This is a genomic window from Paenibacillus sp. FSL K6-1096 (assembly GCF_037977055.1).
Taxonomy (GTDB): Bacteria; Bacillota; Bacilli; order Paenibacillales; family Paenibacillaceae; genus Paenibacillus_AQ.
In genome coordinates, this window is the sequence record NZ_CP150274.1 from 3856800 (window position 1) to 3874570 (window position 17771).

Sequence of the window (17771 nt, forward strand, 5' to 3'; positions counted from 1 at the left end):
TATGCATTATACTTAACCTTGTTGTCTTGACTAGCCTTACGGCCTGTCTTGAATAAATAAAACGAAATCTAGGAGGAACTATTCAATGAGTGTAAAAGTGGGAATTAACGGTTTTGGACGTATTGGACGCCTTGCATTCCGCCGTATTCAAAATGTAGAAGGTATCGAAGTGGTAGCCATCAACGACTTGACTGACGCCAAGATGCTTGCTCATTTGCTTAAATATGATACAACTCAAGGTAAATTCCAGGGAGACGTTGAAGTACATGACGGATTCTTCAAAGTAAACGGTAAAGATGTTAAGGTTCTGGCGAACCGCAACCCTGAAGAGCTTCCTTGGGGAGAGCTCGGCGTTGACATCGTTCTGGAATGCACAGGCTTCTTCACAACTAAAGAAGCTGCTGAGAAGCACCTGAAAGGCGGAGCTAAGAAGGTTGTTATTTCCGCTCCAGCTACCGGCGACATGAAGACTGTTGTATACAACGTTAACGATGACATCCTGGACGGTTCCGAAACTGTAATCTCCGGCGCATCTTGCACAACAAACTGCCTGGCTCCTATGGCTAAGGTTCTGAACGACAAGTTCGGTATCGTAGAAGGCCTGATGACTACAATCCACGCTTACACTGGCGACCAGAACACACTGGATGCTCCGCACGCCAAAGGCGACTTCAGACGCGCCCGCGCTGCTGCTGAGAACATCATCCCTAACACTACCGGTGCTGCCAAAGCAATCGGCCTGGTTATTCCAGAACTGAAAGGCAAGCTGGACGGTGCAGCACAACGTGTGCCTGTAGCTACTGGTTCCCTGACTGAGCTGGTAACTGTTCTTGAGAAGAACGTAACCGTTGAAGACATCAATGCAGCTATGAAAGCAGCTTCCGATCCGGAAACTTATGGCTACACTGAAGATGAAATCGTATCTTCCGACATCAAGGGCATGACTTTCGGTTCCCTGTTCGATGCTACTCAGACTAAGGTTCTGACTGTTGGCGACAAGCAGCTGGTTAAGACTGTTGCCTGGTACGACAACGAAATGTCCTACACTGCACAGCTCGTCCGCACTTTGGAGAAGTTCGCTAAGCTCGCTAAGTAAGACCGATTTCATATAAGCGGTACAATAGAGCGGAAACAAGGAAAGTCTGTTTCCGCTCTTTCTAAATGAAATGGCTTCGTGAAGCAACCAATTCTGGGTGTGGAGGAAATAATAATCATGAACAAAAAAAGTGTCCGTGATGTAGAAGTAAAAGGCAAACGCGTATTCGTGCGTGTAGATTTCAACGTGCCTGTGGAAGAGGGCAAGATCACTGATGATACCCGTATCCGCGAAACCCTTCCAACAATTAAGTACCTGATCGAGCACGGTGCAAAGGTCATTCTGGCCAGCCATATGGGCCGTCCTAAGGGTGAATTCGTCGATTCCATGCGTCTGACCACCGCGGCAGAACGTCTGTCTGAGCTGCTCGGCAAACCGGTTGCCAAAGCGGATGAAGCCGTTGGCGATGCCGTGAAAGCGAAGATCGCTGAGCTGAATGAAGGCGATGTGCTGGTGCTTGAGAATGTCCGTTTCTATAAAGGCGAAGAGAAGAACGATCCTGAACTGGCTAAGCAGTTCGCAGAACTGGCTGACCTGTTCGTTAACGATGCCTTCGGCGCAGCTCACCGTGCCCATGCATCGACAGAAGGTATCGCACACTTCCTGCCGGCAGTATCCGGCCTTCTGATGGAGAAGGAATTGTCCGTTCTCGGCAAAGCTCTGTCGAGCCCTGAACGTCCATTTACTGCCATCATCGGCGGCTCCAAGGTTAAAGACAAAATTGACGTGATCGACAACCTGCTGAACCTGGCGGACAACGTACTGATTGGCGGCGGCCTCTCTTACACCTTCACCAAGGCTCAAGGCTACGAAATCGGCAAATCTCTGGTAGACAACGACAAGATTGATGTAGCGCTTGGATTCATCGAGAAGGCCAAGAAGCTGGGCAAGAACTTCCTGCTTCCGGTTGACGTTGTTGTCGCTGATAAATTCGGTGCGGATGCCAACACCAAGATTGTTGATGCAACTGACATCCCTGCGGACTGGGAAGGCCTCGACATCGGACCTAAGACCCGCGAAATGTATGCTGATATTATCAAAAACTCCAAGCTGGTCGTATGGAACGGACCGATGGGCGTATTTGAAATCGACATCTTCGCTGAAGGTACAAAGGCTGTAGCTCAGGCTTGTGCAACTACCGAAGGCTACACAGTCATCGGCGGCGGGGATTCCGCTGCGGCTGCTGAGAAATTCCACCTCGCAGACCAGATGGACCATATCTCTACAGGCGGCGGAGCATCGCTTGAGTTCATGGAAGGCAAGGCGCTTCCAGGCGTTGAAGCACTGAACGACAAGTAAGACCGAAGAGGGAGGCAATACATCACTATGAGTAGAACACCTATTATCGCCGGCAACTGGAAAATGTTCAAAACCGTTCCGGAAGCCGAAGGCTTCATCGCTGAAATCAAAGGCAAGGCAGAGGTTGCAGGCGTTGAGACTGTAATCTGTGCGCCATTCACCAACCTGCCTGCTCTGGTTGCAGCGGTACAGGGCACCAGCATCAAAATCGGTGCACAGAACCTGCACTTCGAAGATAACGGCGCGTACACTGGCGAGATCAGCGGTGTAATGCTGAAGGACCTCGGAGTAGAGTATGTAATCATCGGACACTCCGAGCGCCGCGCTTATTTCGGCGAAACGGACGAGATCGTTAATAAGAAGATGCATGCGGCATTCCGTCACGGCATCACTCCAATTGTCTGCGTAGGCGAAAAGCTCGAAGAGCGTGAAGCTGACCAGACTAAGGACGTATGCAAGGTTCAGACCGAAGCGGCATTTGCCGGTCTTAGCGCAGAGCAGGCAGCAAGCGTAGTTATCGCTTACGAGCCGATCTGGGCGATTGGTACAGGTAAATCCTCCACTTCCCAGGATGCCAACGAGGTTATTGCTTACATCCGTACCCTTATCAAAGGACTGTACGATGAAGCAACTGCTGAAGCTGTACGTATTCAATACGGCGGTAGCGTGAAGCCTGAGAATGTTACAGAATACATGAGCCAGAGCGACATCGACGGCGCTCTCGTCGGCGGTGCCAGCCTGCAGCCAGCTTCCTTCGTGTCACTCGTTGAGGGGGCGAAGTAATGTCAGCACCAAGACCTGTAGCTCTAATCATTATGGACGGGTTCGGATTGCGCAATACGGATGAAGGCAACGCTGTTGCCCAAGCCAACAAGCCGAATTACGACCGTTACCTGAAGCAATATCCGAACACTACACTTACCGCTTGCGGTGAGGCTGTAGGTCTGCCTGAAGGACAAATGGGCAACTCGGAGGTAGGACATCTTAACATCGGCGCCGGCCGGATCGTATATCAGGATCTGACCCGTATCGACAAGTCGATCCGTGACGGTGAATTCTTCGAGAACGAGACGCTGGTAGCTGCTGTGAGAAGCGCGAAGTCAGCAGGCAAGAAGCTTCATCTCTATGCTCTTGTATCGGACGGCGGCGTGCATTCCCACATCAACCACTTGTTCGCGATGCTGGATCTGGCGAAGAAGGAAGACCTGCATGAAGTCTATATCCATGCCTTCATGGACGGACGGGATGTACCGCCGGACAGCGGACAGAAGTTCATTCAGGACCTCATCGCCAAGATTGAAGAGGTTGGTGTAGGAACGATTGCTACGGTATCCGGGCGTTACTATGCTATGGACCGTGACAAGCGCTGGGAGCGTGTAGAGAAAGCTTACCGTGCGATGGTATACGGCGAAGGCCCGAAATATACCGACGCTCTGCAGGCGATCACTGCATCCTACCAGAATTCCGTGTATGATGAATTCGTGGAACCAAGTGTAATTGTGGATAGCCAGAATAACCCGGTAGCGACAGTGGGGAGCGGAGACTCCGTAGTGTTCCTGAACTTCCGTCCTGACCGTGCGATCCAGCTGTCCCAAGTATTCACGAACTCCGATTTCCGCGGCTTCGACCGGGGTCCCAAGTTCCCGCAGAATCTGCATTTCGTCTGTCTGACTACCTTCAGCGAGACCGTTCAGGGCTATGTAGCTTATTCTCCGAAGAACCTGGACAATACCCTTGGTGAAGTGCTGGTTCAACACAATAAGAAGCAGCTGCGCATTGCGGAGACCGAGAAGTATCCGCATGTAACCTTCTTCTTCAGCGGCGGACGCGATGAAGAGCTTCCGGGCGAGACACGCATTCTGATCAATTCGCCGAAGGTGGCAACCTATGATCTTAAGCCTGAGATGAGCGCATACGAAGTGGCGGCGGCCTGCGTAGCGGAGATCGAAGCGGACAGACAGGATGCCATTATCCTGAACTTCGCCAATCCTGATATGGTTGGACACTCCGGTATGCTGGAGCCTACCATCAAGGCGGTAGAAGTGACGGACGAATGTGTAGGCAAGGTTGTAGATGCTGTGGTAGCCAAGGGCGGCGTGGCCATTATCATTGCCGACCATGGTAATGCCGATATGGTCTTCGATGAAGAAGGCCGTCCGTTCACAGCCCACACCACCAACCCGGTTCCGTTCATTGTGACTACTGAAGATGTGGTGCTGCGCGAATCCGGTATTCTTGCCGATGTGGCGCCAACGATCCTGGATCTGATGGGCATTCCGCAGCCTGCGGAGATGACCGGCCAATCCATGATTGCCAGCCGCAAGTAAGCAAGAGACAGACGCTGTTTCCGTTTCAAATGTAATACCAAACCCAATGTTAAAAGGAGATTAACTTACATGACTATTATTTCTGATGTGTATGCACGCGAAGTCCTTGACTCCCGTGGTAACCCTACTGTAGAAGTTGACGTATATCTGGAATCCGGCGCGAAAGGCCGCGCGATCGTTCCTTCCGGCGCTTCCACCGGTGCTCATGAAGCGGTTGAGCTTCGTGACGGCGACAAATCCCGTTACATGGGCAAAGGCGTTCTGAAGGCTGTTGAGAACGTGAACGAGATTATCGCTCCTGAAGTAATCGGTATGGACGCTCTGGACCAAGTGGGCATCGACAAATTGATGATCGCTCTGGACGGAACTCCGAACAAAGGCAAGCTGGGCGCGAACGCAATCCTGGCTGTATCCATGGCTGTAGCCCGCGCTGCTGCAACAGCACTGGATATTCCTCTGTACGTATACCTGGGCGGATTCAACGCTAAGGCTCTGCCAGTACCAATGATGAACATCATCAACGGTGGTGAGCATGCTGACAACAACATCGACGTACAGGAGTTCATGGTTCTTCCAGTTGGAGCGCCTAGCTTCAAAGAAGCTCTGCGTACAGGTGCTGAAATCTTCCACAACCTGAAATCCGTACTGCAATCCAAAGGCCTGAACACAGCTGTTGGTGACGAAGGCGGCTTCGCACCGAACCTGGGTTCGAACGAAGAAGCAATCACTACCATCATCGAAGCGATCGAAAAAGCCGGTTACAAACCAGGCGTTGACGTATTCCTCGGTATGGACGTAGCTTCCACTGAGTTCTACAAAGACGGCAAATACACACTGGCTGGAGAAGGCAAATCCTACACCTCCGCTGAGTATGTTGACCTGCTGGCTTCCTGGGTTGAGAAGTACCCAATCATCACTATCGAAGACGGTATGTCCGAAGATGACTGGGAAGGCTGGAAGCTGCTCACTGAGAAGCTGGGCGACAAGGTTCAACTGGTTGGTGACGACCTGTTCGTTACGAACACTGAGCGTCTGGCCACTGGTATCGAAAAAGGCATCGGTAACTCCATCCTGGTTAAGGTTAACCAGATTGGTACACTGACTGAAACCTTCGACGCCATCGAAATGGCTAAACGTGCCGGCTACACTGCTGTAATCTCCCACCGTTCCGGTGAGTCCGAAGACAGCACGATCGCTGACATCGCAGTTGCTACCAACGCTGGCCAGATCAAGACGGGTGCTCCTTCCCGTACAGACCGTGTGGCTAAATACAACCAACTCCTCCGCATCGAAGACGAGCTGGGCGAATTGGCTCAATACAACGGCCTGAAATCCTTCTACAACCTCAAAAGATAATTTCTTTTGAATCAATAAGTACGTGTGAGCCTGCCGGTTTCCGGCAGGCTTTTTAGTTTGAGAGCAGGATGGCATGTATATGAAAAACCGAAAACAATGGGGGGCTGCGCTGAGGGATGGGCCCCATGCTTCATATAGGCAATAACCGTTATAGTGGAATCCTGTAAGAAGTGCAACAATACTGTCCAATAAAAGCTGCCTATCCTTGAAATCCTGCACGAAAAGCAACAAATCCAGCGCTAACTTGCTCTTTTCACCGGAATTTATGCAAATATTGCAACAATGCACCGCAGCCAGTAATAGTTACAGAAAAATCTTGCAAGATGTGCAACAATGCCGCTTCATTCAAGCTGTCTGAGATTTTCATAGTGTGACAAGGCTGGAATGCAGTCCGGAAGGTTGTATTCATTCTGTGGCTATGTTAAAATAAAAATGCTGTTTATGATACGTGAATACTAATTTAGCATAGATAGTGATGCTTGGACGTAGGAGGTGGAAGTGAATGGATATCTTTTTGAAAGTGGTGCTTCTGATTTTTGCCGTAGGTCTGATCGCGGTCGTTCTTCTGCAAAAAGGGAAAAGCGCCGGTCTATCTGGTGCCATCTCCGGCGGTGCTGAGCATCTCTTCGGCAAAACGAAAGCGCGCGGTATGGAGCTTGTCCTTCAGCGTGTTACGGTTGGTCTGGCAGCCGGATTCTTTATCATGTCAATTGTTGTAGCCATTGTGGTTGATTAATAGGACTACAGTAAGCCTTCGCACTGTTCTGAATGGAATGGGTGAAGGCTTTTTTGATAGATTTGGGGTCCCCGCAAAGTACCTGAGTCATCATCGAAGCTAAAGCCCCACTTTGTGGGGTTATTTTGTATGCAGATTTGACATTGTGAACATCCTAACAGGGATGCCGGGGATTGATTTCGTGTATACTAGGGTATGAAGTAGTAAAGGTAAATTTTACTTGGATGTACTGAATGTGAAGTAGGACAAGACATACATATATGCCAGGGGCATGTATGCTGCGGAGGGCCGAGGTGACGAACATGATAACACAGGAAATTTTACTCGATTTCATGCGGGAGACCGCTTATAAACCATTAACCTATGATGAACTGGTGAGCCATTTCGCCATAGAGGACCGGGAGGACTTCCGGAATTTCGAGGAGCTGCTGATTGCGCTTGAGAAGGACGGGCGGATTGTGCTGACCCGCAACAACCGGTATGGTGTGCCGGAGCGGATGGATCTGCTGCGCGGACGGCTGCAGGCCCATGCGAAGGGGTTTGCCTTCCTCATCCCCGATGACCGGGACCACCCGGATGTGTACATCCACGCCAACGATCTGAAAGGCGCGATGAATGGCGACATCGTATTGGTTCGAATCACCTCCAGAAGCTCGTCCGGCGGGCGTATGGAAGGCGAAGTGGTGCGGATTCTGATCCGGGGCGTGACCCAGACGGTGGGCGTCTTCCAGAGCCTGGAGACGTACGGATTCGTGCTGCCTGATGATAAGCGGATTAACCGGGATATTTTCATTCCCAAGCAGTCGTTCAAAGGTGCAGTTGACGGGGAAAAGGTCGTAGTCCGTATTGTGAACTATCCGGAAGGCCGGGCGGCGGCGGAAGGGGAGATCATTGAGATTCTCGGCCACAAGGATGATCCCGGCGTGGATATTCTGTCGGTCATCCGCAAGCATCAGCTGCCGGAGGCCTTCCCGGCCGAGGTGATGAAGGAGGCAGAGCAGGCCCCGGATTCCATCACGGAAGAGGAGATTATACAGCAGGGACGCCGCGATCTGCGCGGACTGAACATTGTGACGATCGACGGCGCGGATGCGAAGGACCTGGATGATGCGGTGAATGTGCAGCGGCTGGAGAACGGCCATTATAAGCTGGGTGTTCATATTGCCGATGTCGGGTACTATGTGCGTGAAGGCTCGGAGCTGGATAAAGAAGCCTATGACCGCGGATGCAGCGTGTATCTGGTGGACCGGGTGATCCCGATGCTGCCTCACCGGCTGTCCAACGGGATCTGCAGCTTGAATCCGAAGGTGGACCGGCTCACCATGTCCTGTGAGATGGAGTTCGACGAGCAGATGAAGGTCGTGAAGCATGATGTGTTCACGAGTGTCATCCGCACCAAAGAGCGAATGACCTATTCGGATGTACGCAAGATCGTCGAGGACGAAGATCCCGAGCTGTTGGAGCGGTATGCTCCGCTGATTGAAGATTTCCGGCTGATGAAGGAGCTGGCGATGAAGCTGCGCGGGGCGCGGATGCGGCGGGGTGCGGTTGATTTTGATTTTGAAGAGAGCAAGATTATTGTGGATGAGAACGGCAAAGCGATTGATATTGTGAAGCGTGAGCGTTCTGTAGCCGAGCAGATTATTGAGGAATTCATGCTGGCGGCTAATGAGACGGTAGCCGAGCATTTCCACTGGCTGAAGGTGCCGTTCCTCTACCGGATTCACGAGGACCCGGACCCGGAGAAGCTGCAGAATTTCATGGCGTTCGCTGCTAACTTCGGCTATCACGTGAAGGGACGGGGAAATTCCGTTCATCCGCGCGCGCTGCAGGATCTGCTGGAGCAGATTCAAGGCACCAAGGAGCAGACGGTGATCAGCACGATGATGCTGCGCTCGATGAAGCAGGCGAAATACGATGCCGAGAGCACGGGCCACTTCGGACTGGCGGCGGAGTTCTATTCCCACTTCACCTCACCGATCCGCCGTTATCCCGACCTGGTGATTCACCGTGTAATGCGCGAGGTGCTGGAGAATGGCGGAGCACTGACCGAGAAGCGCCATGAATATTTGGCCTCCCGGATGCCGGACATTGCCCAGCAGTCGTCAGAGCGTGAACGTGTTGCCGTTGAAGCTGAGCGCGATACCGAACAGCTCAAGAAGGCTGAGTACATGCAGGACAAGGTGGGCGAGGAATTCGACGCTATGGTCAGCAGTGTCACCAGCTTCGGAATGTTCATTGAGCTGGAGAATACGGTGGAAGGCCTCATTCGCCTCAGTGCGCTGACGGATGATTACTACCACTTCGATGAAGGCCATATGGCGCTGATCGGCGAGCGCACCTCCAAGGTGTTCCGTATTGGCGATGAAGTGAAAATCCGTGTCGCTAAGGTCAACATGGACGATCACACGATCGACTTCGAGCTGCTTGATATGAAGCCGCGCGCAGCCGGGGAGCACCGCAGCTATGGCGGACGGGGCGGCTTCGGCAAGCCGTTCGCCGGTAAGGGCGGAGGCGGCAAGGGCCGTGGCGGTAAAGGTAAGCCCGGGAGTGCGGCCGCCGCGGGCAAGCACGGCGGGAAGAAGAAGGGCGGCGCGGGTAAAAGCGCGATCTTCGGTGCGGCCGGCAAGGGCAAGGGCGGCGCTGTGATGGAGCCGCGCCCTGAAGGTGCGGCGGCCTGGGATGCGGGCGGCGACGCAGGAAGCGGCCGCCAGCACGGGCGCGGGCCGGAAGCAGCGGCCCGGCGCGGTCTGGCCGCCGCGTCTGCCGCAGGCGCGGCGAAGGGTGGCCGCCGGGGTGAAGCCGGCGGTGCTGGCGGTTCGCGCGAGCGCGGCAGAGGCCGCGGCGCGGACGGCGGTGGCGGTGCCGGGGGGCGCGGCATCGCGTTTGGTTTTGGCTCCGGCAAAGGCGGCTACGGCGCGCCGGGCGGTGGCGGGTCTGAGCAGGCGGGCAGTGAGCTGCGCGGCGTAGACGCGAGCACACGGTTCCGCAGCCGCGAGGACCTCGGGCCCGACGGGCGCGGCGGTGCAGCGCCGGAGGGCAAGGGCCGCCGCAAGAAGAAAGGCGGCGTGTTCATTAGCCCCGCCGTGACGCCAGGCAGCGGGGAGTTGCCAGGCCAGGCGGGAGCTGAGGCTGGCGAGCAGAGCGGACGCCGGAAGCGCAAGAAGAAACCTAAGGCGTAGGTAGAACGGTGAGGCTGGGACGTAACCTAAACCTCTAGATGAAGAAAGTGGAATCTAAATAGAGACTCCACTTTTTTCATTATTTTTTGCTTTTTAACACCCAATCGCCTGTATACAACCATAATTCTTCTCCTTCATGCGTTAATTTTAGCTCCTGCCAGTCTCTAGGATCATCACTTTCCAATGTCTCCACAATTTTATATTCTGAGAACGCATTTTTTGTTTCTGGTAACTTGGCAAAAATGTAGTCCTTGGGAGGATGTAATTGTAATAAATCAATTTGCTCAAGCCACTGAATTGCCGTGTCGAGCTCCAGCTTTTTTTCTAGTATTTGAGCATGATCAGCCGCTTGCGCTGTTTTTAGTGCATGAATGAGCTGTTGCCGTTCCACTTTTAGCCCTTGAATTATACTCTCCATATGTACCTCCTTGATAAGTAAATCCTTCAAATATATTGACATGGCGAACATGAAATTACAATATAGTGCAGCTGTATAATAGCCCTCACAAGGCCGCAACATAGGAGCGTTCCTTCCTTGCGCTGGCCGCTTGCCTTTTGATACAATATAGACCTGGTGTCCGTTAAGGATTGCCGGGAATTCGATGCAAGGAGTGACGCTCATGGGTAAAAAAGCAGACGGGAAAGTGCTCGCCCAGAACAAAAAAGCTTCCCATGACTATTTTATTGAGGACACCTACGAAGCGGGGATGGTACTGACTGGTACCGAAATTAAGTCGCTGCGCAATGGACGGGCGAACATCGGCGATGCTTTTGCCACCATCCGTAACGGTGAGATTCAAGTACACAATATGCACATCAGCCCGTTCGAACAGGGGAACCGCAGTAATCCAACCGATCCGACCCGCACACGCAAGCTGCTGATGCATAAGGCGCAGATTCACAAGCTGCTCGGGCAGTCCAAGCAGGAGGGCTATTCGATCGTGCCGCTTAAGGTCTATGTGCGTAACGGTTATGCGAAGCTGCTGATTGGCCTGGGTAAGGGGAAGAAGCAATACGACAAACGCGACTCCGCCGCCAAAAAAGACGCTCAACGCGACATCCAGCGTGCCCTGCGTGAGAAGCAGAAGGTCGCCAGATAATCGGCCCGGCCGGCTGTTCCAGATTCAACCTTCAATGCCTTTAACCCACGTGTTAAAGTGTTGATAAATGTGCTATACTGGGTAAGTAGATTTTAATGCTTCTGAACAGCATCTTATGAAGATCGCTGTGGATTGGATCAGCACTATGCTGGATCGATCCGTTAATCCGAAGCGCCCTTTTTAATGAGGGGCCGTTCTTGGATTCGACGGGGGTAGTTCGAGCATGAGTAGCGAGTAGTGGGGACGCGTCCGCTTCATCAACGCTAAAGCCTATTAAACGGCAAACAACAAAACAACTACGCTTTCGCAGCTTAATAACCTGTGTGCGTGCTTCTACTCTGCATCGCCCATGTGACAGGGATAGGGGCTAACAAGTAGTGGGATACGCTGTCTGGTCTCCGCCTGGGGTCAGCAGAAGAAGATAATCAGGCTGACCCGAAGAGGACCCGGTTACGGGGGGCTTCTAGGGTGACATCAAAACTGTAACTACACTCGTAGAAGCTTATGTGCCGTTATCTTCGGACAGGGGTTCGACTCCCCTCGGCTCCATATGGAGTAAAGTAGAAGACACCTTGAAGGGTGTCTTTTTTCGTTTCCCTTTAAGACTCAGTTCACTTGAAAAATGCTATAATAATAACGAATCTGAGGTGCTGAAGATGAATGAGCCAGGATTGGAGAAGGCAATGGACACCTTGCAATATTTGAGTCAGGATTCAGAGGCCAGACGGTTGTATGAGGCGAGACAGAAATATTTGCATGATGAGGCTTCTATGCTGGGAAGTGCAGAACTAGCAGGTATAAAGAAAGTGGCTAAAAATATGCTTGATTTGAATCTGGACATATCGATTATTGTAAAGGCTACTGGATTATCAGAGCAAGAGATCAATGCTTTGAGAAAGTAAAAAATGTGGGAGCATCCAATGTGAGGGTGCTCCCTTTTTTTGTTACTAACGATGCCTTCCTTTATTAGGGGTGACGATTGATTCATTCAGGGGATTGCAGGAATTTCAAAAATGGAATATTATTACCTTATAATTAACGTATTGGCTTACTAATTAATAATTATATTAATTTTATTGGAGTGGATGTATTATGTATCCCCATCATCAAGCTGCCATTGATACCATCACCAACAAGCTTAAAGCCAGACCCGACGTACAAGGGATCATCATCGGAGGCTCCGTGGCGCATGGTTTTGCTGGCGAAACCTCTGATATCGACATTATGATCGTCCTTTCTGAAGAGGATTACAAGAAAGCTTGTTCCATCCATAATCTGGGGTATTTCGAAACGGAATCCTGTTCTTATGAAGGCGGTTACGTGGACGGGAAGGTTGTATCCGCTTCCTACATCAAGCAAGTGGCCGAATCCGGCAGCGAGCCTGCTAAGTTCGCATTCCAGGATGCGTTCGTCACCTATTCCAATATAGAGGGGCTGGAACGGTTGGTCCAAGACGCTCCCCGATATCCGGTGGAGAACAAGGCAGAGAACATGCAGAAGTTCTATGCACAATTTGAAACCTGGAAATGGTATTACTACGAAGGAATGAAACGCAACAATCGTTTATTAATCGACTACTGTTTGACCCACTATGTCTTCTTCGCAGGCAGGCTGATTTTGGTACATAACGAAACGCTGTTCCCTTCTTATAAGTGGTTCTTAAAGGTTCTGGAAGGGGCCCAAAAGAAGCCGGAGAATTTGTTGGTGGACATCCACCGGGTACTGGAAGAACGAACGCCGGAAGCCGTCGAGAATCTGTACGAGCGTATTGTGGAATTTAATAACTGGTATCAGGCAGAGCATCATTGGACGGTTCAGTTCATGATGGATAGCCAGCTGAACTGGATGGACGGACCGGTTCCGGTTCTCGATTTATAAACTGTTCCGCTAGCACATAACCAGCCGTCTCCCCTGGATGGCTAAGCGGAAAATGATGCCCATACGGAACAACATCAACGTTACCAAGCTGTACCGGAGCAGAATAGCGCCGATCTTGATCTCCCCAGATAATATGAAGATTAGACCTCGGTACTTTGGTGAAATCACCCTGATAGTCTTTTGACAGATAACGGTTGAGCTGAAGAGTTGTATTTAGAATTCTAGGCGAAGTAAAGCTGCTGCGTACTTTGGCAATATAATGCTTCGGAATGCTCTCTGTAGTTTCAAACAGACCATGACCAATTAAATAACGTTCTAAATAATTAGCCGTTGCTGACTTCAATGCCCATTTGTTTATAAATTGAGGGGCATTGAACGATGTGGAATTTTTTTTGGCAACAGGTGGCTGTAGTAAAGTAATTGGATTCTTCGTATCCAGGTACTCTCGCCCTAACGCTTCCAGTAGAATAACCGCTCCGAAGGAATGGCCAATCCAGTGTGCGCCATGAGCAGCTTGTGCTGATAACTCCTTCACTACATTTAAGTAGAGATCCAGAAGATGTGCCTCCCGCTTAAAAGGGGAACGTCCTAAACCTGGAAGATCGGGAATCCATACGGGGCGGCCCGTTTTGTCATGAAGCTCTAGTCCTAAAGGAAATAAATCGGCTCCATCACTGAGTAAACCGTGGAATAAAATAAATGGCTTGCCCTCGCCTGGTATTTGATACATCACTGTGTTTCCGATTAAGGTTCGTTCAAATGCATGACTGTGCTGGTCATTGGGGTACATCAGGCGGTAATCCAAATCTGCTACTACGGCCGGGAAAAAATTCATCACACTCGTCTTAGTAAACCACTCTGCTCCCATGACTTTTTTCGGCAGATCATTTGAAAACGTTCTGTTCGTAATAAAGTTCAGTCCATCCGATGGTATTCGTGTGATTGTACTGAGCCCGCTGTTCATAAGTGCCTTCATGAAGCGAAGCGGCACAGAGATTGTCGGTGCGGCCATATTCATACTTTCTGACATCGCGCCTAATAATTCAGAAATATCCGGATCAAGCTTTTTGTCTGGAACAAGGGTATAGGTTTGAATAGACGACGGCTCACGCTTCACAATCTGAACAATAAACTTCGCCAGTGCATCGTTTGCAATAAGCGGTAATTTATACCCCTTGCCTCCAGGAATTACGGGCATCAGCCCTCTTCGCATACTCTCCACAAGCAAGCCTAAGCCTGCTACCTGCTCCGTACTCCCTGTTGTACTGCTGCCGACTACAGTTGGCGGATTAATTACAGACAGCGGATAGCCTACTCCGGATGCCTGCTGGCGAATATACAGATCAGCTAGAAATTTGGTTCTTTCGTAAGGATTTTTTATTTTCAGATAGTCGTGTCCTTCCTGGAACACATCAATCGCAACCTTGCTATTATCATCATCAAAAGGGCTCATATATCCAACGACATGAACAAAGTGCTGCAAACCCTTCAGTTTATGGATACGTTCAGCGAATTCACTGATATGCTTGGCACCGTTTAAAAATACAGAGGTTGCCGCCTGCGTTGTCGCTTGAATATCCATTTGCCCACCTGCATGAATAATAACATCCGTACTCAATACCTTCTCTTTATCTTCATCGCTTAGACCTAAGTCTGGTTTCGTCAAATCACCTTCCATAAAGTGCATGGCTGCCTCGCTGAAAATACCCTTTTCCTGAAAAACACGTCTTGCTTTACTCTTCGACCGCACTAAAAGGAAAATCATAACCTCCTCTTTAAGTAGCTCCTCCACGAGTTGCCTCCCGATATAGCCTGTTCCACCTGTTAAAAATATGGTCCTCATATCATCTGTTCTCCTTTTTAGTACTGAATGGTACTAATTATGTGTAATAAAAAATGCTTCACTATCGAAGCAAATTGAAAAACTGGCTGGCTGTTCTCGTGATCACCGTTGCATCCTTCAATGTCTCTGAAAGAAACAGTGCTCCTTCAAGATTCGTAATAAAAAGTGCCGCTACCTCGTCAATATGAATCGTATCTCTAAACTCGCCTTTTTCTGCTCCTTGCTTAAGTAATAGAGAGATTTTCGTTTGTAATCCTGTAAAAAAGAGACCAATTTTTTCTTTGATGTGCGTAGCCTGTGCCGGAGTCTGAATATAAAGCGTAATAAACGGACAGCTCCCCTTATACTCTCTGGACTGAACTCCCTGCGATAAATGCTTTAGAAACATCTGGACACGCTCTTCAACGGATAATTGGCTTCGGGAAAGGATTTCATCCATTGCACGCTCATACGTTTCAATCCAATAATCCACGACCCCTGATAACAATGCCTCCTTGTCCGCGAAGTGATAATACACATTCGATTTGGACACTTTGCTTACACGTACTAGTTCATCCATGCTGGTATAAGCAAATCCCTTTTCTAAAAACAATCTTGCCGCGACTTCAATCACACGTTGTTGGTTCATTATTTTTGCATTTGTCATGATTAGAACTATACAGTACTAAATTGTGTATTGCAAGTATTTTCATTTTTGCGAAATCCCCAATAATCCTCTATAATTGTAGGCTACTATACACCTGTCAGGAGGAAATGATGAATTTTATTAAAAAGCACCTAGCAGGATATGGCGTGAGTGAGCAAATGAGTGTGTATCTCTCGAACATCATCATGGTCATATTTATTGCTTTACTCTCTGTAGTGGCTAATCTGGTAGCCAAAAAAATCGTCCTGAAGATCATCATTCGTATGATTAATAACAACCGGTATACGTGGGATAATATCTTTTTGGAGAAAAAGGTATTCCACAAGCTGTCGCATCTTGCACCAGCTTTTATTATCTATTACGCCGCACCTGTGTTCCCGCTGTATCAGTCTCTCCTTGCTAAGCTCGCCTTAGTGTATATGATTATCGTAATGATCACGGTGCTCAATGCCCTGCTTGATGCCATCGATGCGATTTACCGCACGTATGAGGTATCCAAGATTAGGCCGATCAAGGGCTACATTCAGGTTGCGAAGATTATATTGTATATTATTGGTGCGATTGTGGTGATCTCTAACCTCATGGGCCAGAATCCTCTGATTCTTCTGAGTGGCTTGGGTGCTTTATCGGCTGTTCTTATGCTGGTTTTCAAGGATTCCATATTGGGCTTGGTGGCAGGAGTGCAATTATCCTCTAACGATATGGTCCGTGTAGGCGACTGGATTGAGATGCCTAAGTATAATGCTGACGGCAATGTAATTGATATTACGCTGAATACGGTAAAAGTGATGAATTTCGATAAAACCATTACCATGATTCCGAGCTATGCTTTGATATCAGATTCTTTTAAAAACTGGCGGGGCATGGAAGCTTCCGGTGGCAGAAGGATGAAACGGAGTGTCTGTATCGATACAAACAGCATAGGGTTCTGTACCAAAGAAATGATTGAGGAATTCCGGAAGGTCCACTATCTTAGCGATTACATCACGACAAGATTAGCTGAAATTAACGCTTATAATATCGAGCATGATATTAATATGGAGAACAAAGTGAATGGAAGACAGCTAACGAATATCGGGGTATTTCGGGAGTATGTCCAAGAATATCTGCGCAATCATCCCAAAATTCATAAGGATATGACCCTCATCGTCAGACAGTTGGAAGCAGGAGACAGCGGACTGCCTTTAGAAATTTATGCGTTCAGCAATGAGACGACCTGGGGTGTGTATGAGTCGGTGCAGTCCGATATTTTTGATCATATTTTTGCGATTATCCCTCTGTTTGGACTTCGCGTTTTCCAGAACCCGACGGGCCAGGATATTGTTAATTTAAAAGAAAGCAGGGAGTATTCGGCGGGGTATTGAGGGGCATGACTGCATCCGTAGAGGCTTATGTGTTGTTATCTTTGGGAGGGCTTGATTCCCCACAGCTGCATTTGAAAAATGTTATAATAATAACAAAAATGGAGCTGACGCCGATGGATCTGCTGGACCCCAGGGTAGATTTTGTATTCAAACGGATATTTGGCAGCGAGAACAATAAAGATGTACTGTTGGCTTTTCTTAACCGAATCTTTACTGAAGCTGGCGAACCGCCGTTAACCGAGATCATTCTGATGAATCCTTATACGGATAAAGACGATCCGCTCGACAAACAATCCATTTTCGATGTTTACGCCAAGACCTCTGAAGGTAAGCTGATTGATATAGAAATGCAGTTGTTTAATAAGTACGACATAGAGAAGCGGACCCTCTTTTATTGGAGCAAACGGTATGCCAGCCAGCTTAGTGAGGGAGAGAAATATCAGGAATTAAAGAAGTGTGTAACCATCAATATTTTGAACTATGCGTTCCTGAAGAATAAGGAATACCATAATGTATTCCACCTGCGGGAAGACCGGACAGGGATATCCTTAATCGATGACATTGAGGTACATTTCTTGGAATTACCGAAGCTAGATGAACATAATGTTCCATCTGAAGGCGGACTAATCAATTGGCTGTTGTTTCTAAAAGGTGCCGATACATCATACTGGGAGGTGCTTAAGATGAATGAACCCGGATTAGAAAAAGCTATGGACACTTTGCAGTATTTGAGTCAGGATTCTGAGGCCAGACGGTTGTATGAGGCTAGACAGAAATATCTGCATGATGAGGTGTCTATGGTTGAGGGGGCAAAGGCTGCAGGGATTATGGAAGGTAAGCTGCTAGTCGCTCGTAATTTGCTGGCAACAGGAATGGATTATGCCAATGTTGCTAAGTTAACAGGCCTTAGTGAAAAGGAGATCAAGTCTATAGAACTTTAAAAT

General features: G+C 49.4%; 15 protein-coding genes and 1 other RNA gene. 13 read left to right on the forward strand and 3 right to left on the reverse strand.

Features of this window, described 5'->3' with window-relative positions; all coding sequences use genetic code 11:
- The first annotated feature begins 85 nt into the window (after positions 1–85).
- The 7 genes from gap (at position 86) to rnr (ending at position 9996) form a co-directional block, all read left to right on the forward strand.
- On the forward strand, positions 86–1096 hold the full coding sequence (gap, locus tag MHI24_RS17285) for a type I glyceraldehyde-3-phosphate dehydrogenase (RefSeq protein WP_340020766.1): 1011 nt from the start codon (positions 86–88) through the stop codon (positions 1094–1096).
- 117 nt (positions 1097–1213) lie between these two features.
- Positions 1214–2395, forward strand: coding sequence for a phosphoglycerate kinase (locus tag MHI24_RS17290; RefSeq protein WP_340020767.1), 1182 nt, complete (start codon positions 1214–1216; stop codon positions 2393–2395).
- A 27-nt stretch (positions 2396–2422) separates the two neighbouring features.
- Positions 2423–3178, forward strand: coding sequence for a triose-phosphate isomerase (gene tpiA / locus MHI24_RS17295; protein WP_340020768.1), 756 nt, complete (start codon positions 2423–2425; stop codon positions 3176–3178).
- A complete protein-coding gene (gpmI, locus tag MHI24_RS17300) occupies positions 3178–4722 on the forward strand; it encodes a 2,3-bisphosphoglycerate-independent phosphoglycerate mutase (protein ID WP_340020769.1) in 1545 nt (514 codons plus the stop codon). The genes tpiA and gpmI overlap by 1 nt, the downstream gene beginning before the upstream one ends.
- Positions 4723–4791: 69 nt before the next feature.
- Complete coding sequence (eno, locus tag MHI24_RS17305; RefSeq protein WP_238650537.1) at positions 4792–6078, forward strand: phosphopyruvate hydratase; 1287 nt, start codon at positions 4792–4794, stop codon at positions 6076–6078.
- A gap of 502 nt (positions 6079–6580) precedes the next feature.
- Positions 6581–6814 carry a preprotein translocase subunit SecG gene (gene secG / locus MHI24_RS17310; RefSeq protein WP_340020770.1) on the forward strand — a complete coding sequence of 78 codons (234 nt, stop codon included), beginning with the start codon at positions 6581–6583 and terminating at the stop codon, positions 6812–6814.
- A 302-nt stretch (positions 6815–7116) separates the two neighbouring features.
- The gene (gene rnr / locus MHI24_RS17315; RefSeq protein WP_340026716.1) at positions 7117–9996 is read left to right on the forward strand and encodes a ribonuclease R; all 2880 of its coding nucleotides are present in this window, start codon (positions 7117–7119) and stop codon (positions 9994–9996) included.
- Between the two features lie 79 nt (positions 9997–10075).
- On the opposite strand, the gene MHI24_RS17320 is transcribed toward rnr, so the two are convergent.
- On the reverse strand, positions 10076–10414 hold the full coding sequence (locus tag MHI24_RS17320) for a hypothetical protein (RefSeq protein ID WP_340020771.1): 339 nt from the start codon (positions 10412–10414) through the stop codon (positions 10076–10078).
- A 202-nt stretch (positions 10415–10616) separates the two neighbouring features.
- On the opposite strand from MHI24_RS17320, the gene smpB reads away from it, so the two are divergent.
- The 4 genes from smpB to MHI24_RS17340 all read left to right on the forward strand — a co-directional run bounded on the left by smpB (position 10617) and on the right by MHI24_RS17340 (position 12974).
- Positions 10617–11096, forward strand: a complete 480-nt coding sequence (gene smpB, locus MHI24_RS17325) for an SsrA-binding protein SmpB (RefSeq protein ID WP_238650539.1) — start codon at positions 10617–10619, stop codon at positions 11094–11096.
- Between the two features lie 187 nt (positions 11097–11283).
- Positions 11284–11648, forward strand: a transfer-messenger RNA (tmRNA) gene (ssrA, locus tag MHI24_RS17330).
- 104 nt (positions 11649–11752) lie between these two features.
- Positions 11753–11998: a hypothetical protein gene (locus MHI24_RS17335; RefSeq protein WP_340020772.1), complete on the forward strand. Its 246-nt coding sequence runs from the start codon at positions 11753–11755 to the stop codon at positions 11996–11998.
- Positions 11999–12188: 190 nt separating this feature from the next.
- The gene (locus MHI24_RS17340) at positions 12189–12974 is read left to right on the forward strand and encodes a nucleotidyltransferase domain-containing protein (RefSeq protein ID WP_340020773.1); all 786 of its coding nucleotides are present in this window, start codon (positions 12189–12191) and stop codon (positions 12972–12974) included.
- Here MHI24_RS17340 and MHI24_RS17345 read toward each other — a convergent pair.
- Complete coding sequence (locus MHI24_RS17345) at positions 12916–14817, reverse strand: alpha/beta fold hydrolase (protein ID WP_340020774.1); 1902 nt, start codon at positions 14815–14817, stop codon at positions 12916–12918. The two genes, MHI24_RS17340 and MHI24_RS17345, sit on opposite strands and share 59 nt — an antisense overlap.
- 61 nt (positions 14818–14878) lie before the next feature.
- A complete protein-coding gene (locus tag MHI24_RS17350) occupies positions 14879–15445 on the reverse strand; it encodes a TetR/AcrR family transcriptional regulator (protein WP_340020775.1) in 567 nt (188 codons plus the stop codon).
- 128 nt (positions 15446–15573) lie between these two features.
- On the opposite strand from MHI24_RS17350, the gene MHI24_RS17355 reads away from it, so the two are divergent.
- Positions 15574–16827, forward strand: coding sequence for a mechanosensitive ion channel domain-containing protein (locus MHI24_RS17355; RefSeq protein ID WP_340026717.1), 1254 nt, complete (start codon positions 15574–15576; stop codon positions 16825–16827).
- 113 nt (positions 16828–16940) lie between these two features.
- Positions 16941–17768, forward strand: a complete 828-nt coding sequence (locus tag MHI24_RS17360; RefSeq protein ID WP_340026718.1) for an Rpn family recombination-promoting nuclease/putative transposase — start codon at positions 16941–16943, stop codon at positions 17766–17768.
- The last annotated feature ends 3 nt before the right edge of the window (positions 17769–17771 follow it).

Coding starts and splice junctions, on each gene's coding strand:
- MHI24_RS17335 (WP_340020772.1), top strand. CDS start 11,753: ATGAATGAGCCAGGATTGGAGAAGGCAATGGACACCTTGCAATATTTG.
- secG (WP_340020770.1), top strand. CDS start 6,581: ATGGATATCTTTTTGAAAGTGGTGCTTCTGATTTTTGCCGTAGGTCTG.
- MHI24_RS17360 (WP_340026718.1), top strand. CDS start 16,941: ATGGATCTGCTGGACCCCAGGGTAGATTTTGTATTCAAACGGATATTT.
- gap (WP_340020766.1), top strand. CDS start 86: ATGAGTGTAAAAGTGGGAATTAACGGTTTTGGACGTATTGGACGCCTT.
- MHI24_RS17355 (WP_340026717.1), top strand. CDS start 15,574: ATGAATTTTATTAAAAAGCACCTAGCAGGATATGGCGTGAGTGAGCAA.
- MHI24_RS17340 (WP_340020773.1), top strand. CDS start 12,189: ATGTATCCCCATCATCAAGCTGCCATTGATACCATCACCAACAAGCTT.
- smpB (WP_238650539.1), top strand. CDS start 10,617: ATGGGTAAAAAAGCAGACGGGAAAGTGCTCGCCCAGAACAAAAAAGCT.
- eno (WP_238650537.1), top strand. CDS start 4,792: ATGACTATTATTTCTGATGTGTATGCACGCGAAGTCCTTGACTCCCGT.
- tpiA (WP_340020768.1), top strand. CDS start 2,423: ATGAGTAGAACACCTATTATCGCCGGCAACTGGAAAATGTTCAAAACC.
- MHI24_RS17350 (WP_340020775.1), bottom strand. CDS start 15,445: ATGAACCAACAACGTGTGATTGAAGTCGCGGCAAGATTGTTTTTAGAA.
- MHI24_RS17345 (WP_340020774.1), bottom strand. CDS start 14,817: ATGAGGACCATATTTTTAACAGGTGGAACAGGCTATATCGGGAGGCAA.
- rnr (WP_340026716.1), top strand. CDS start 7,117: ATGATAACACAGGAAATTTTACTCGATTTCATGCGGGAGACCGCTTAT.
- MHI24_RS17320 (WP_340020771.1), bottom strand. CDS start 10,414: ATGGAGAGTATAATTCAAGGGCTAAAAGTGGAACGGCAACAGCTCATT.
- MHI24_RS17290 (WP_340020767.1), top strand. CDS start 1,214: ATGAACAAAAAAAGTGTCCGTGATGTAGAAGTAAAAGGCAAACGCGTA.
- gpmI (WP_340020769.1), top strand. CDS start 3,178: ATGTCAGCACCAAGACCTGTAGCTCTAATCATTATGGACGGGTTCGGA.